Source organism: Streptococcus sp. NLN76 (assembly GCF_015686645.1).
Taxonomy (GTDB): Bacteria; Bacillota; Bacilli; order Lactobacillales; family Streptococcaceae; genus Streptococcus.
Genome location: NZ_JADPMS010000008.1, coordinates 1 through 16,951 on the forward strand (window position 1 = coordinate 1; position 16,951 = coordinate 16,951).

A 16,951-nucleotide genomic window follows, 5' to 3' on the forward strand; every position below is an offset into this window, starting at 1 on the left:
GCTGAAGATGGAAGTCCTTGACCTTCTAAGACGACTTGATTGCCAGCTTGAACGTGCGCGGTCTCATAGCTTGGATTGTAGCGTTCAGCTTCTGGTTTAGCTGTCACTTGAACAGTAATCGGAACTAAATCCTCTGAACCATCGCTGTAACGGACGGTCATTTGACCCGTCAAACTACCTGTTGCCGCATCTGCCGGAACCACGACAGTTACTCGGCCCTGACTATCCACTGTCATACCGAATCCCGTCACGCTATAGCGTGCTGAAGATGGAAGTCCTTGACCTTCTAAGACGACTTGATTGCCAGCTTGAACGTGCGCGGTCTCATAGCTTGGATTGTAGCGTTCAGCTTCTGGTTTAGCTGTCACCTGAACCGTAACCGGAACTAAATCCTCTGAACCATCGCTGTAGCGGACGGTCACTTGACCCGTCAAACTACCTGTTGCCGCGTCTGCTGGCACAATAACAGTCACACGTCCCTGACTATCCACTGTCATGCCGGATCCCGTCACGCTATAGCTTGCTGAAGATGGTAGACCTTGGCCTTCCAAGACGACTTGGTTACCGGCTTCCACCGTCGCAGGAGTGTAACTTGGGTTGTAGCGTTCAGCTGCTGGTTTAGCTGTCACCTGAACCGTAACCGGAACTAAATCCTCGGAACCATCGCTGTAACGGACAGTGACCTGGCCGTGAACGGGGCCGCTTACTGCGTCAATCGGAACAGTAACTGTTACTCGACCCTGTGAATCAATGGTCATACCCGATCCGGTTACGCTGTAGCGTGCTGAAGATGGAAGTCCTTGGCCTTCCAAGAAGACTTGGTTGCCAGCTTCCACCGTCGCAGGAGTATAACTTGGGTTGTAGCGTTCAGCTGCTGGTTTAGCTGTCACTTGAACAGTAACCGGAACTAAATCCTCGGAACCATCGCTATAACGGACAGTGACCTGACCTGTCAAGCTACCTGTTGCCGCATTTTCCGGAACCACGACAGTTACTCGGCCCTGACTATCCACTGTCATACCGGATCCGGTTACGCTATAACTTGCTGAAGATGGAAGTCCTTGGCCTTCTAGGACGACTTGATCGCCCGCTTGAACATGCGCGGTCTCATAGCTTGGATTGTAGCGCCCAGCTTCTGGTTTAGCTGTCACTTGAACAGTAACCGGAACTAAATCCTCGGAACCATCGCTGTAACGGACGGTCACTTGACCCGTCAAACTACCTGTTGCCGCATCTACTGGAACCACGACAGATACTCGGCCCTGACTATCCACTGTCATACCCGACCCCGTTACGCTGTAGCTTGCTGAAGATGGAAGATCTTGGCCTTCTAGGACAACTTGGTTGCCCGCCTCCACCGTCGCAGGAGTATAACTTGGATTGTAGCGTTCAGCTGCTGGTTTAGCTGTCACTTGAACAGTAACCGGAACTAAATCCTCGGAACCATCGCTGTAACGGACAGTGACCTGGCCTGTCAAGCTACCTGTTGCCGCGTCTGCTGGCACAATAACAGTCACACGTCCCTGACTATCCACTGTCATACCGGATCCGGTTACGCTATAGCGTGCTGAAGATGGAAGATCTTGGCCTTCTAGGACAACTTGGTTGCCCGCCTCCACCGTCGCAGGAGTATAACTTGGGTTGTAGCGTTCAGCTGCTGGTTTAGCTGTCACCTGAACCATTACTGGAACTAAATCCTCGGAACCATCGCTGTAACGGACAGTGACCTGGCCGTGAACGGGGCCGCTAACTGCGTCAAGCGGAACAGCCACAGTTACTCGACCCTGTGAATCAATGGTCATACCCGATCCGGTTACGCTGTAGCGTGCTGAAGATGGAAGTCCTTGGCCTTCCAAGAAGACTTGGTTGCCAGCTTCCACCGTCGCAGGAGTATAACTTGGGTTGTAGCGTTCAGCTTCTTCATTGGTGGCTGGGATGCGATTGACCGTTAGGACCAGGCGTTCTGTTGAACCATCCGGGTAGCGTACCTGAACGGTATAAGCGGTCCGCCCAGGTTTCTCGGTAGCGGGTGTAGTGACGGTCGCATTCCCTTGACCATCAAATTCAATTTGGGATCTATTATCAGAAATTACACTGAACTGTGTTCCCCTCGGAACTTGACCTGTCTGAGGCACCACTTCTGATTTTCCAATCTGGATATCGAGGACTGGGTAGTGACCCTCATAAAGGTCCGCTTGAGTCATTTGTCCACTTAACTTGTTCTCCACTTGCAAGACTGAACGATCCATGTAAGAGTTGGAATAAGTATTTCGCATGATGCCAGCTGACTGACTAAAGCCCACCATGACTCCACGCTCTTTCCAAGTTTCCGCCAAGGCAGAAGCTCCACTTGCATCCGCAATAGCAGCAATTTGAGCTGCAAATTCGGCTCGACTGAGTGGATTCTTAAGAGTGTATTCGATGGTATAAGCAGCTGGTTCATAGTAACCACTCAAGGTGACGCTTGGGGTCTTGACTTCCTCAATAATCGGCCGGAAGATCGGAGCCAGATTCTGACGTCTACGTTCGGCTTCTTCTTGGCTGCTGACGCCTTCCAAACTGATAGCTGGAGTATTTTTTGTGTGGACAAGGCCTGTACCATCCACCACCAAAGGAATCGCTTTACTGATACCGACGCCTCCAGCATTGGAAGCATACAAGCTCACTTGGTTGGTATCGACTAGGCTCATCAATTCCGCCGGTAATTTTTGAACGATGTAAGGAATGGTACCCGCTGGCTCGGTTAGCACACTGCGGCCCTTAACCAGTTCATACCGGGTTATAAATTTGAAGCCTTTTACTTGTCCATCTTCAGTGACAAGGGGAAGAATTTCGGAAACTTCTTGGTTACTTGGTGAATCAGCTGTCTTCCTGTTTTTTGTATCGGAAAAAATACTATCTACCGTCGTCTCTGCTTGGGCGGCATCACGGTTAGGCATATCGGCCGCAAACCAAGCGCCATTCAAGGTGTCAACGACCAAACGGTTGATATTGAAGACGCGATCGTAGTTATCTCCACTTACAAAAGCAGATCCAAAAGTCACAGCTTGACTACCCACGAGCTCCGTCACGGTTTTGCCGTCTTTAAGGGTAATCGTTAGCGGAAAATTAGTTGCATCCGATGTGTTATTGGGATCATCTGGGAAGCTGACAAAGCGCTTGAGCACCGGGATGGACCAAAGTTGGTTGTCCTGGCTCGAAGTCAATTCCAGACTCACATCGTAAATGGAATCCGTCTTAACCTTAATGCTCTCAATATTGTTGTAAAAATTTGGATTCTCAAACCAAAGCAAGTAGTTCCCGGATTGACCTTCCTGAGTGTATTCTTGCGAGAAACCCACTCCCTTGAACTTGTTCCAGTTCGTCTGGCGCAAGATGATCTGATTGCCCTTGTTTTCAAAGCGGTCAAAATAGGTTCCGCCATAAATTTCCACAATGAACTTTGGATCGACCACATTCGGAGTAAATCCGTTCACGCCTAAATCAATAGGGGCTTGTGGTTTAGCAGGAGTTACCTCTGTAGCGGAAAGGCCTGCTTCTGATACCATTTGGTTAGGGTTAGCCCCTACTGCCACAGGTTTTCCAGATGACACTGAATTTGTGCTCTCTGTTTCTGGCTGGTCTGAAGCAGGGGTCCTTGCGACTGTCTCGTCCAAAGAGTTTGGTTCTTCCTTTGTTGCCCGCGCTTGAACTGGCTCTACTTTCAAGGGTTCCGCGACCGTAGACGATCCTGACTCGACCAAAGTTGCTTGACGGGAATCTTCCGTCTGAGAGGATAGTGTTTCACCTGAAGGGGCAGGGGACGGTAGTTCCGCTCCTCCAAGGGTCGCATCCGCCGGATAAACCACTGGAGATTCAGTTCCTAAAGCCTCGGCCGGCTCATTCTGAGCCTCTACACTCAAACCTTCCTTAACCTCTGGAACATCTGCTGCTGCCTGTTCAGCTGCCTGAACTGTACCTCCGCCAAAAATCACGCTTCCAAGAAAAACGGAGGCTGCTCCGATGGAATATTTTCGAATGGAAAATCGTTGAACAGTTTTTGTAAACGGTTCAGTTTTCATACATAGAACTCCTTCCTTCTTTTAAAATCCTCGAAGTTTTTCAAAAGAATCTCTCATACATGGAAAATCAATCAGTCATTACTCATTGAACGCAAATTGGAAAACATGTCGTGCCTTGACCTCATTTCTTCGGTTTTTAGGTCGCAATTTTATCCAACTTGTTCTTAGGACATCCTTCAATTTTCACAATGTATCATATTATATTTTAGTTCAAAATCCGCAAAAAGTCCATGCTTTCTCTACCTTTTTCCTTGGGAAATTTATACTGAACTAATTTCAAAATCAGAATACTCGCGGAATTTCAAAAAATGACGAGGATAGCCGATGATGGTAGTTCAACAGGTCTGGGAGACCTGTTGAATATTATCGCTAAAGCGTGCAAGGCACGCAATCAAAGGGGTTCGGCGGAGAGGATTATACTCTCTTAGTTTATCTTTTATTACTGTGTTAGCTCGTCTTGCCGTACTTCAGTACTGTCTGCGACTCGCTGCCTTGTACTAAAAGCAAACTAAAAGACTATAACACATTCAGTTTTGAAATGTAATGAGCATCAGATTTTGACATCCAATGAGAATTACAATTCTTGAACCGCAAAAAACCCCTCCAAAAGGAGGGGCAGGGAAACCAAATTTCATTCATACAAGGGTGATCTCCCTCTTACTCATACATGTTGATACTCTTATCTAGTATGTACCTGCCGACTATTCTTCGTCTTTACGACGACGTCCGACAATTCCAAATCCTGCAAGAAGACCTAGAATTCCGAGAGCTGTTGCGCCAGCTGCATCTTCAGTACCAGTTTCAGGAAGTGCTTCCGCTGGTGCTTCAGGTTGAACTGGAGTTACAGGTTCAGGTTTCGGTTCTGGCTTAGGCTCTGGTTTAGGCTCAGGTTTTGGTTCTGGCTTAGGTTCAGGCTTAGGCTCAGGTTTTGGAACCTCAACATAAGGGATTGGAGTTGGTTTAGTTGGATCTTTTGGTACAGGAGGAATATAACCCTTAGTTGGATCGTTTGGATCAACTGGTTTCAATGGTTCTCTTGTATCTGGATCAACTGGTACCAAACCAGGAACGTGTGGAATAGCTGGTTGACTTGGATCCGTTGGTGGAACAAGTTTACCTGGATCTGTTGGATCGTTGGTATATGGTACTTCAGTCCATGGTTTGTCCGGAGTTACACCTGGAGGGAACTCTGGGACATAGTTAGAGATTGGAGCGTAAATAACTTGATCTAGGATATCTGCTGAATCAGCTGTAATTCCTGTGTGTGCTCCCGCCTCAACTTGTGATGGATCTACAAGGATGAAGCCTTTATAAACTGGAGTCTTGTAGCTTTCGAATGAAGTGCCGTCTTGTGCTACCCAATCACCAAGTGTCGTTTCACCAGTTACCAGATTGATGGTTCCCTCACGACGGAAGCGGAGAGTGTCACGATGCATTGGTACTTCAGATGCTGGAATCTCTTTCAAGCTTCCATCTTCTGCACGTACATAGTAACGAACCTCACGGTTAACTTCCTCAGTCAATTTAAGGATGTCTTCCTTATCTGGATCTGGGTAATTTGGTGTATTTGGATCTGTTGGATCAACTGGCTTGTTAGGATTTACAGGTTTTTCAGGTGTTACAGGGATGATCTTCGCTTTGAGGTCTACGTAGTAAACATCAACGCCATCTTGACCATCGAAGTGTGTGCCTGAAACAAAACCATCTCTCACAAGTTCGTAACCAAGTTTCACATACTTCACAATTGTGTCAGCAGTAGAGTAGTTAATAACTTGTGATGAAGTACCTTCCATAACAGCTGAGCTCTCAAGTTCACGGACAACTGTTGTGCCATCTTGTTTCACTTCGCGGTAGATAATTTGTGCTTTATCGATACGTGCGTAAGGAATTACAGTTGGTTTAGTTGGATCCTCTGGAACAGGAGGGATATAACCCTTAGTTGGGTCATTTGGATCAACTGGCTGCAATGGAATTTGCGGTTCAAATCCTGGTACATAAGGAATGTTTGGTTGAGCTGGATCTGTTGGAGGAACAATCTTACCTGGATCTGTTGGATCGTTGGTGTATGGTACCTCTGTCCATGGTTTCTCTGGTAGATCCGCAGGGAAATCTGGGATGTAGTTAGCAAGTTTCACATACACAACTTCATCGTGGATGTCAGCTGATGTAGCGGTGATTCCTGTGTGAGCACCCTTCATTGCATCTGCAGCATTAGCAAGGATATGACCTTTATAAACTGGAGATGCATAATCTTGGAAGGATGTGCCGTCTAGAGCAACCCACTCACCAAGAGTGTTTTCGCCTGTTACAAGGTTAACAGTTCCTTCACGACGGAAGCGGAGAGTGTCTTCCTTAGTTGCGATTTCCATTTCTGGAATCTTCGTAAGGTTTCCATTCGCATCGCGAACATAGTATTTAACGTCACGATTTACTTCCTCAGTCAACTTCACAATATCAGGGTTTTCAATTGGAGGGTAGACTGGTGAATCTGGATCTGTTGGATCTGTTGGTTTGTTTGGCTCTTGTGGTTTTTCAGGTGTTACAGGAATGATCAATTCTTTCAAGTCAACGTAGTAAACTGCGCTATCTTGAGTGAAGCGAGTACCTGATACAAAACCATCTTTCACAAGTGCATAACCAAGGCGTTTGTATTTCGTAATGGTGTCTGCTGTTGAGTAATTGATGAGATCATCGATTGCTCCTTCGAGAACCGCTGATGCCTCAAGCTCACGAACAACAGTTGTTCCATCTTGACCTACGACACGGTAAACAACTTGTGCAGAAGACATGTTGCGTACATATGGAATCTTCGTATCATCTGTAGGAGTTGTTGGAACTGGAGGGATGTAACCCTTGCTTGGATCTTGTGGATCCACTGGTTTCAATGGTTCATTGGTTCCTGGATCTACTGGTGTCAAACCTGGTACATATGGAATGGCAGGTTGTTGTGGATCAGTAGGAGGAACAATGCTTCCAGGATTCGTTGGATCTGTTACATACGGTACTTCTGTCCAAGGGTTAGTTGGAGTTACGCCTGGAGGAAACTCTGGAACATAGTTACCAACTGGTACGTAGATAACTTGATCATGGATATCTGCTGATGTTGCAGTGATTCCATTATGAGCTCCGGCTTGAAGTTGAGCCGCATTTTCCAAGATGTATCCTGGAACAGATGGGGATGTGTAAGAACCAAATGCTGAACCATCTACAGCCACCCAGTTTTGGAGGGTAGTTGCACCTGTTGCCAAGTTGATGGTACCTTCACGACGGAAGCGAAGTGTATCTGACTTCATGGCTGCCTGTTCAGGCGTCATTTCAGTCAAGCTACCATCTTTACCACGGATGTAGTAACGAACGGTACGAACAACTTCTTCTTCCAATTTGAAGATGTCTGTGCTTGGCTCTACGCTAGGATCCGTTGGTTTTTCTGGATCTGGGTAGTTCGGTGTTGTTGGATCAGTTGGATCTGGATTCTTAGGCAATTCTGGTGTCTCTGGATCAACCGGTTTATTTGGTGTAACTGGTTTTTCTGGAGTTACCGGGATAACAATGGCCTTCACATCAACGTAGAAGGTATCAATACCATCTTGACCGTCGAATTTAGTACCTGGAACAAAGCCATCTTTCACAAGAGTGTAGCCTTTGAGGTAAAGCTCTTTCAAAGTAGCTGCTGTTGAGTACTGAATTTCTTGACCTTCTTCACCATTGATAATATCTGACTTAGCCAATTCCGCATTGACAACAGTACCCGCTTCATCTACAAGACGGTAAATGATTTGAGCTTTGTCTTCCACAGCATTCTTGATGTATGGAATCTTCGTATCTGTTGTTGGTGTTGTCGGAACCGGAGGGACATAACCCTTGTTTGGATCTTGTGGATCCACTGGTTTCAATGGTTCATTGGTTCCTGGATCAACTGGGATTAAGCCTGGCACATATGGAATTGCCGGTTGACTTGGGTCTGTTGGTGGAACAATATCTGTTGGTTTATTTGGATCAGTGACATACGGAACTTCAGTCCATGGGTTGGTTGGAGTTACGCCTGGAGGGAATTCTGGAACATAGTTACCAACTGGTACGTAGATAACTTGATCATGAATATCCTCAGAATCAGCAGAGATACCATTATGGGCACCAGCCTGAAGTTGAGAAGCGTTTTCCAAGATGTAACCAGGGATTGAAGGTGATGTGTAGGCTCCAAATGCTGAACCATCTACAGCTACCCAGTTTTGTAGAGTCGTTGCTCCAGTTGCCAAGTTGATCGTTCCTTGACGACGGAAACGTAGTGTATCTGACTTCATCTCAACAAGATTTGCTGGCAATTCAGTCAATTGTCCGTCTGTACCACGTACATAGTAACGAACGGTACGTACCACTTCTTCCTCAAGTTTGAAGATGTCTGTGCTTGGCTCTACATTAGGATCCTTCGGTTTTTCTGGATCCGGGTAGTTTGGTGTTGTTGGATCTGTTGGATCTGGATTCTTAGGAAGTTCCGGAACTTTGTCTGGATCAACTGGTTTATCAGGTGTTACCGGCGTTTCTGGAGTTACCGGAATCACAATGGCTTTGACATCTACATAGTAAGTGTCTACTCCATCTTGTCCATCATACTTCGTACCAGCTGCAAATCCATCTTTCACAAGAGTATAGCCTTGAAGGTAAAGCTCTTTCAGAGTTGCTGCTGTTGAGTACTTGATTTCCTCCCCTTCTTTACCAACGATAAGTCCTGAATCACGGAGTGATGGATTGATAATTTCACCAGCTTCGTTCACTTCACGATAAATAATGCGTGCTTGATCTTCTTTCACTTCAGAATCTGGATTCTTCACATAAGGAATCTCCGTATCTGTAGTTGGAGAAGTTGGAACTGGTGGAACATAACCTTTACCAGGATTCTCAGGATCAACTGGTTTCAACGGCTCATTTGTTTCCGGATCAACTGGTGTCAAACCTGGAACATAAGGAATTGCAGGTTGTTGTGGATCAGTTGGAGGAACAATTGTAGCTGGGTTGGTAGGATCTGTTGTATATGGTACTTCTGACCATGGATCTGTTGGTGTTGAACCTTCTGGGAACTTAGGCACATAGTTACCAACTGGTACGTAGATAACTTGGTCGTGGATATCCTCAGAATCTGCACCGATACCGTTATGAGCTCCAGCTTGGATTTGCGCTGCATCTTCCAAAATGTAGCCTGCTACAGATGGAGATGTGTAAGCTCCAAAGGCAGAACCGTCAAGAGCTACCCAGTTTTGTAGGGTGGTTTCACCAGTTGCAAGGTTGATGGTTCCTTCACGACGGAAGCGGAGAGTATCAGACTTCATAGCTGCCTGTTCAGGCGTCATTTCAGTCAATTGACCATCTTTACCACGGATGTAGTAACGAACTGTCCTCAAGACTTCATCTTCCAAACGCAAGATATCTGTTTTATCAGGGGTTGGATAGTTTGGAGTCGTTGGATCCGTTGGATCTGGGTTCTTAGGTAGATCAGGTGTATCTGGATCAACCGGTTTGTTTGGATCAACTGGTTTTTCCGGAGTAACTGGGATAATAATCGCAGTCACATCAACGTAGTAGGTGTCGATATCATCTTGACCGTTGAAGGTCAAACCTTCACGGTATTTCGCCCCTGCAACAGTAGAGTTGGTTGAAAGGGTGTAACCTTTGAGGTACAAGTCTTTCAAGGTCTCTGTTGTAGAGTAAGTAATGCGGGCACCTTCTTTACCGTTAATGATTCCAGATGTTGCAATCTGTTCATTTACGATGGTTGTTCCATCAGCAGATACGACACGGTAGATTACCTGTGCACGATCGTCTTTGGCATCTGGATCAACTGGTTTATCTTGTTCAATATATGGGATTGTGGTTTCCACACCTGGATCAGTTGGTGCAGGTGGGATGTAACCCTTGCTTGGATCAGTTGGATCCACTGGTTGCAATGGAGATCCATCCGTTGGGTTTGTTGGAACAAAGCCTTCAACGTAAGGAATCCGTTGAGTTTCATCCGTAGGCGGAACAATCTTGCTTGGATCAGTTGGATCGTTCACGTAAGGAACTTCTGTCCAAGGATTAGTTGGGGTAGAACCATCAGGGAATTTCGGAACATAGCGAGAAATTGGTTTGTAGACAACGATATCGAGATAATCTTCATCTGTTGCACCAACATTCGCATGACCTCCAGCTTCTTTCTGGTCAGCATTGACAAGGACATATCCTGTTACGACAGGGGAAGTCTTATTCTCAAAGCTGTTTCCAGGAGTAGCAGTCCAATCGCCAAGGGTTGTTGCACCTGTTACCAAGTTGATGGTTCCCTCACGACGGAAGTTGAGTGTATCCACAACTTCAGCAGCTACCGCATTCCCATCTTGGTCCACGTATCGGATAGTCCGTTTCACTTCCTCTGTCAACTTCAGAGCTTCTTCTTTGTCTGGAGTTGGGTAAACAGGAGGATTTGGATCTTCAGGATCTGGGTAACCAGGTGTCTTAGGATCAACTGGTTTTTCAGGTTCAATAGGATTTTCCGGAGTAATTGGAATGATGATTGGAGTCAAGTCAACAAAGTAGTTTGTCACTGTACCTGGCTCACCACTGAAGGTTGCTCCAGTTGGGTAACCGTTGTTTACAAGTTGGTAACCTTGCGCATGGTATTTAGCCACGATGGTTGACACTTGATCTTGGGTATAAGGAACAGCCTCACCCTGGTTACCAGTCAATTGACCGGAAGCTTCCAATTGTTTAACGACGGTTGCTCCGTCAGCTGTCACCTCACGGTAAACGATTTGAACAGCGATCTTCTCTGGATCTGGGTTCTTCGCATAGTAGACTTTATCAACAATATTCTCGCTTGCATTGGTAATACCAGTGTGAGCTCCGAATTGAGATTGTGATGTATCTACCAAGTGGTAGCCTGGAATTGCTGGAGATGTCCGGTTGGTAAACTCAGCAGTTGCTGGTTGCCAGCCTTCTTCGTTCCAAACAACTTCACCAGTTACAAGGTTGACAACACCTTCACGACGGAAGCTTACTGTATCAGAAACTTCTCCGCTAAGGACAGCTTCTGTACCTTGCTCGAGATATTGGATGGTACGGGTAACATCTTTCAACATCTTGCTTGGATCTTTCGAATCTGGGTCCGTTGGATCTGGATAATTTGGTGAATCCGGATCGTTCGGATCAACTGGGTTATTTGGATCAACTGGTTTTTCAGGTGTAACCGGAGTCAATTTGGCTTTCAAGGTTACATAGTAAGTATCTGTACCCTTGGTTCCGTCGAAGGTTGCCCCACGTGGGAATCCGTCATTGACAAGTTCATAGCCGAGTTTCTTGTACTTGGCGATAGTTTCAGCGGTTGCATAACCTGTTCCATTTGGACCGATGATTTCGCCCTTCTTACCTTTGAACTCATCTGAACGTTCCAATTCACGAATAACAGTGCGTCCATCTTGCTCTACGTATTGGTAGATAATGACAGCAGCATCAATCCGTGCATATGGAATCTCAGTTACTTGAGTTGGATCAGTTGGTGAAGGAGGAAAGTAGCCTTTAGTTGGATCATTTGGATCAACTGGTTGAAGTGGAATTGTAGGCTCAAATTCAGGGATGTAAGGAATCACCTGAGTTGGGTCTGTTGGTGGTACCAACTTGGTTGGATCGGTTGGATCTTCCTTATACGGTACCTCACTCCATGGGTTATTTGGTTTATCCTCATCTGGAACATCTGGGAAGGATGGAACGTACTTGGCAATTGGAACATAAACAACGCGATCTGTAATATCTGGATCAGTAGCGTTAATGCCTGTGTGTTCCCCTTCTTCTTTCTGATTAGCATCTTTCAAGATGTAGCCTGGGATAACTGGAGAAGCAACATTGCTAAAGCTGTTTCCATCCTTAGCAACCCATTCATTAAGGGTTGTTTCACCTGTAGCCAAGTTAATAGTACCGGTACGTTCGAAGGTCAAAGTATTAACAACATCAGTCGAAAGTACTTTTCCAGATTCATCAACATATTGAATCGTCCGTTTGACTTCTTCTGTCAAGGTTTGAATAGCTGGATCTGTTGGATCTGGATAATTTGGCGTAGTTGGATCTGTTGGATCTGGATTCTTAGGAAGTTCTGGAACTTTATCTGGATCCACTGGTTGATCAGGAGTTACCGGAGTTGTTGGTGTTACAGGGATAATGATTGCTGTGACATCGACATAGTAAGTATCCACATCATCTTGTCCGTTGAAGGTTAAACCAGTGCGGTAATGACGATCTACATCCACGCTTGAATTTGTTGAAAGTGTATACCCTTTGAGGTAGAGTGCTTTCAAGTCTTCCGTTGTAGAGTACGTAATTGCCTCACCCGCATTACCTGGAATTTCAGCAGATTCTGCAATGTTAGGATTTACAACTGCATTTCCTGCTGCGTTCACAACACGGTAGATGATCTTAGCCTTGTCTGCAAGAGACTTGTAAGGAATCTTAGTTTCCACACCTGGATCTGTTGGTGCAGGTGGAATGTAACCCTTCTTAGGATCTGTTGGATCTACAGGTTGCAATGGTTGTCCATCTGCAGGATTTGTTGGCACAAAGTTTTCCACATAAGGGATAATTTGTGTTTCATCCGTTGGTGGAACAATCTTGCTTGGATCTGATGGATCATTTACATACGGAACCTCTGTCCATGGGTTCGTTGGTGTAGAACCATCTGGGAATTCAGGAACATAACGAGAGATTGGTTTATAGACAACATTATCAACGATATCATTATCTGTCGCGTTAATTCCATCATGCGCCCCTTCTTCTTTCTGATTAGGGTCTACAAGAATGTAACCTTTAACCACAGGAGAAGGCTTATCAGCAAAACTAGTTCCATTTTCAGGCGTCCAATCACCTAAAGTAGTCTCACCAGTCACCAAGTTAATGGTTCCTTCACGGCGGAACTTAAGCGTATCCTCTACATCAGAAGCAAGAGGATTACCAGACTGATCTACATACTTAATGGTACGTTTGACTTCTTCTGTTAATTTCTTAACTTCTTCATTATCCGGTGTTGGATAATTTGGTGTATTTGGATCCGTTGGATCTACTGGATTATTTGGATCCACTGGATTCTCAGGTGTGATCGGAATAATCCGAGGTTTCAAGTCGACATTAAAGACTTGTTGCCCATTTTCTCCATCAAACGTTGGTAGAGCTGCGCCATTACGCTCGAATTGCTTAGTTGTTTCGTTATAAGTATAGCCTGTATACCCATCAACCACCAATTCATAACCTTGCTTCTTGTAGGCATTCAATTGCGCAAGAACTTGATCTGCTGTGTAAGGAATTGTCTCACCAGCACTTCCAGCAAGGTTTTCTGACTCAGACAGTACAATCGGGTTAGCAGCATTGGCTACGTTCCGATAAACAACCTTGGCGGTGTCCGTCATTTCAAAGACAACTTTAGTTACCCAGTTTTCTGGAACCCCTGTGTTGGTCATATTTGACCAGAAGGTATCGCTTACCACATCACGACCGCTTGCATCTTTGGTCAGAATCTTCTCTTCAAATCCATCTTTAGTCAAGACCGCATGAACGCTTTCCCCTTGACCACGTTGATTCACAAGAGATTGCAAGTTAGGTACATTAGATTCTGTAATGGTTGCAACATAGCCTGCCAAACTCTTATTGACTGTTGAATAAGGATCTTTCGTTTGACTATCTGTTGTCGTTTTCCAGCCGGAATCGGAAGTAGCTGAGTAAGGAATCTTATTGTACTCTTGAAGGAAAACGTCTCCCCCAGTAATGGTGGTATTTGCAAAACGTTGCTTCAAGACTTCCGTATCCAAACGGAGGTTCATATTCCGTTCCCAATCAGAAGTCTCTGTTACAGAGTTTGCCTCGTTGGCAAAAACTTCAGAAATTGGCACAACAGAACCGTCAGCCTTCTTCACATAATACTCAATCGTGTTTGTGTGTTTCGCAAGCGGATTGATCTTCGTACCGTTTGCAACCCAAACGCTGTGTGAGTTTTGTGTGGTTAAGTCAATATCATAGGAACGATCTTGGCTACTTTCTGGTTCAACAGGTCGTATACCGCCTCTTGAATTCGCCAATGGAATAGATGGACTGGAACCTGTAATATCAGTTGGTCCACCAAAACCTTGGATATCGACATCCCCTTGTTTGACATCAATCCAGACACCATTTTGCTTCTGTGCATCTGTTTGAAGTGGAGCTTTGTGAGTTCCTTCATTCCGAGCGTAAACTGTATAGGTCTCTGCATTCACAGCTGAATCCAAGACAAATTCCATCTTGGTCCCTGGGACATTTCCATAAATCAGGTTAGGCGTACCAGCTGTCGGAGGATTAAATCCTTGAGGGGTTGAGTTCGGTAGTTTCCCGTTTGGATCTTCAATTTGATTTCCAAGAGGTGTCGTATAGCGCTGCAAACTGAAGTAAAGCGGCGTATCAACACGGAAAACAACATTTTTGGTTGCTCCAAGAGGAACCGAAATCAACTCAGCATAGTGGTTTCTATTATCATCCCGGATATCTACCACTGTACCCTGCTTCACATTGAAGAGTGGTTGTGTTGCAGAACCCTCACGTGAATCGAGGGAAATCAGGTCATCGTAATCATTTCCGATATTTCGACTTCCGTTTCGGTTTTTCGCTACGACGATAAACTTCGCATAGTCATCAACAGTGATGGTACCAGCATTATTAACACCGATGTAGTTATAACCATCATAGGAACCAGACGGTGTTCCATTTCCATTATAGGGAGCCTTACCATCGGATGTAAAGCTATTATACGAATGCTTTCCAAAAACAATGTGCGAGTCATCCCCGAGATCCATAGCTACACCACGACCAGTATTGTTGAAAACAACATTCGATTGTTGGCCAGTTGTAAAAGTAGCATTGTGACCTGTAATAATGGAATCACGACCTGTAAAGGTTGCCTTACCTTCTTTACCAATAGAGATGGTTGCAGAAGAGTTGGCTAATTTACTTGTATTTCCAGCACCGTAACCACCATAGCGATCCGCATCCGTCTCATTTCCACCTGGACGTTTAACACCGATCGAAATCGCTTGACCAATGGACGAGTTAATGTTTAAGGTTGAGGCTTCACCCGTCTTCACAGTACCGGTCAATGGCATGTAGATAGCAGCATCATGGTAGCGAGATTTAGCTGAAGTATCGTTTGACTGATTCATGTTGATGGTCAAACTACCCTTATCCTTCACTTCAACAGTTGCGCTGTTTGGAAGACTAATCGCGTCACCAGAAGCGGTACGATTTACTGTAAATGTAGCATCTTCATCAACAACCACTGCACGAACATCGTGGATATTGGCTGGACGGCGATTATTCCGACCATTTTGATCGGTGTAGTTTGCTCTTTCTCCCTGCCATGCAGTATTCATTTGAACATACTGAGTTCCACCAGCTAAAGAAGTATAGCTGTCTGACAGGCTAGACGTTGTATTTCCCTTGATGACCACAGTCGTTTGTGGACCAGCACCAAAGAGAACACCTTCACTCTTTACATCTTCAAAGGTCACCGTTGACGAACGGTTTTGACTAAGATCAATTGGACCATTTGAGTTGGCAGAATAAACACTCAAGTTACTAAAGAGGATATCTCCGACAGCACTTGAAGTTGGTTTAATAGAGTAAGAACGGAAATCAATCGCACTATTGGCACCATCACCATAGATATTTATAGCACGATTCGCAATTGCTAGGGACAAAGTCCGGTCAACAGCTTTTGTCTTCGCATTTGTCGCTTCAGATGAACCATTACCATTGGTAATGCCATTCACAGTATTCGGAGCAAAAATTTGTCCTTGTACCTTGATATCTGTAACGCTAGCGTTGGATAGAGCAGCCACAAATTGGTCCCAATTTGTAACAGTTGTTGCTGTTGTTGGAGCAGTTGCAGCCCGGAAGGCACTGTTCAGGGGCATTGCCTGTGGACGAGCTACGTCAGTCTCCTTGCTTTCTGTTGCTGATTCTGCCTTTTTTTCTTCATCAGACTTCGTTTCAGCAGCAGTAGCCGTATTTTCAGCTACTGTAGTTGCCTCTTCTGAAGATGACGAAGAACTTGACGTAGAAGCTTCAGCTGAAGCAGTAGACATTTCGGAACTTGCAGACCTTACTACTGTTGCGTCACTTGTTACTACAGCAGGTTCTGCATTGTAAGTAGACGTGTCTGAAGCAGCTTCCAAAGAGACATCCGAAGATGAACCAGTCGAAGCCGAGCTGTTGCTTTCATCAGACTCAGAGGTGGCCGTTTCCTCTGCTTGTACATTCTGCCCAGTAAAGAGCATTGTTCCAAGCAAGACAGACGCAGCACCAAAAGAATATTTCCGAATGGAAAACCTCTGGACTGATCGATCAAACATGTGTTTCTTCATGTCGTCTTTCATTCTCCTTTTTTATTATTAACCTAGCACACGAAACCAAGATTACGAATACTATAGGCTGTATTATGATAACATTTCATAGCATTATTGTAAAGGAATTCGAGGCGCTATTTTTGTGATTTATATTACAAAAACACCCTATATAACAAGGTTTACCCTTCACAATCTCTTTAACCGGATAATCGGTTATATTAGTTAAAGGGTGCTTAATAAAAAAAAAAAAAAAAACCACCAATATTTTGGTTTAGTTGTTTGGTCTGATTTTTTTAGACAGACTGTCCAAAAAAAAGAGACTGGAATCATTCATCCAATCTCTATCAATAACTAGAAAAAAACTAGTGTAGTCTTTTAGTTTACTTTTAGTACAAGGCAGCGAGTCGTAGACAGCTCAATCTCTAGGGGAGATTTTGAGCTTACTGAAACACTTTCGAAGAAAGTTTCAAATAAGTACATAAGTACAGCAAGACGAGCTAACAAAGTAACAAA

Annotated in this window: 2 protein-coding genes; both read right to left on the reverse strand. The window is 45.0% G+C overall.

Features of this window, described 5'->3' with window-relative positions; genetic code table 11:
- Window positions 1-4,061, reverse strand: a 4,061-nt coding sequence (locus I1A59_RS02550) for a Rib/alpha-like domain-containing protein (protein WP_196091252.1), incomplete at its 3' end; no start/stop codon positions are given.
- A 701-nt stretch (window positions 4,062-4,762) separates the two neighbouring features.
- A complete protein-coding gene (locus I1A59_RS02555) occupies window positions 4,763-16,468 on the reverse strand; it encodes a pectate lyase-like adhesive domain-containing protein (protein ID WP_196091253.1) in 11,706 nt (3,901 codons plus the stop codon).
- Window positions 16,469-16,951: the final 483 nt, after the last annotated feature.

Bases quoted from the DNA above. Each gene is read 5' to 3' on its own strand.
- I1A59_RS02555 (WP_196091253.1), bottom strand. From the start codon at position 16,468: ATGAAAGACGACATGAAGAAACACATGTTTGATCGATCAGTCCAGAGG.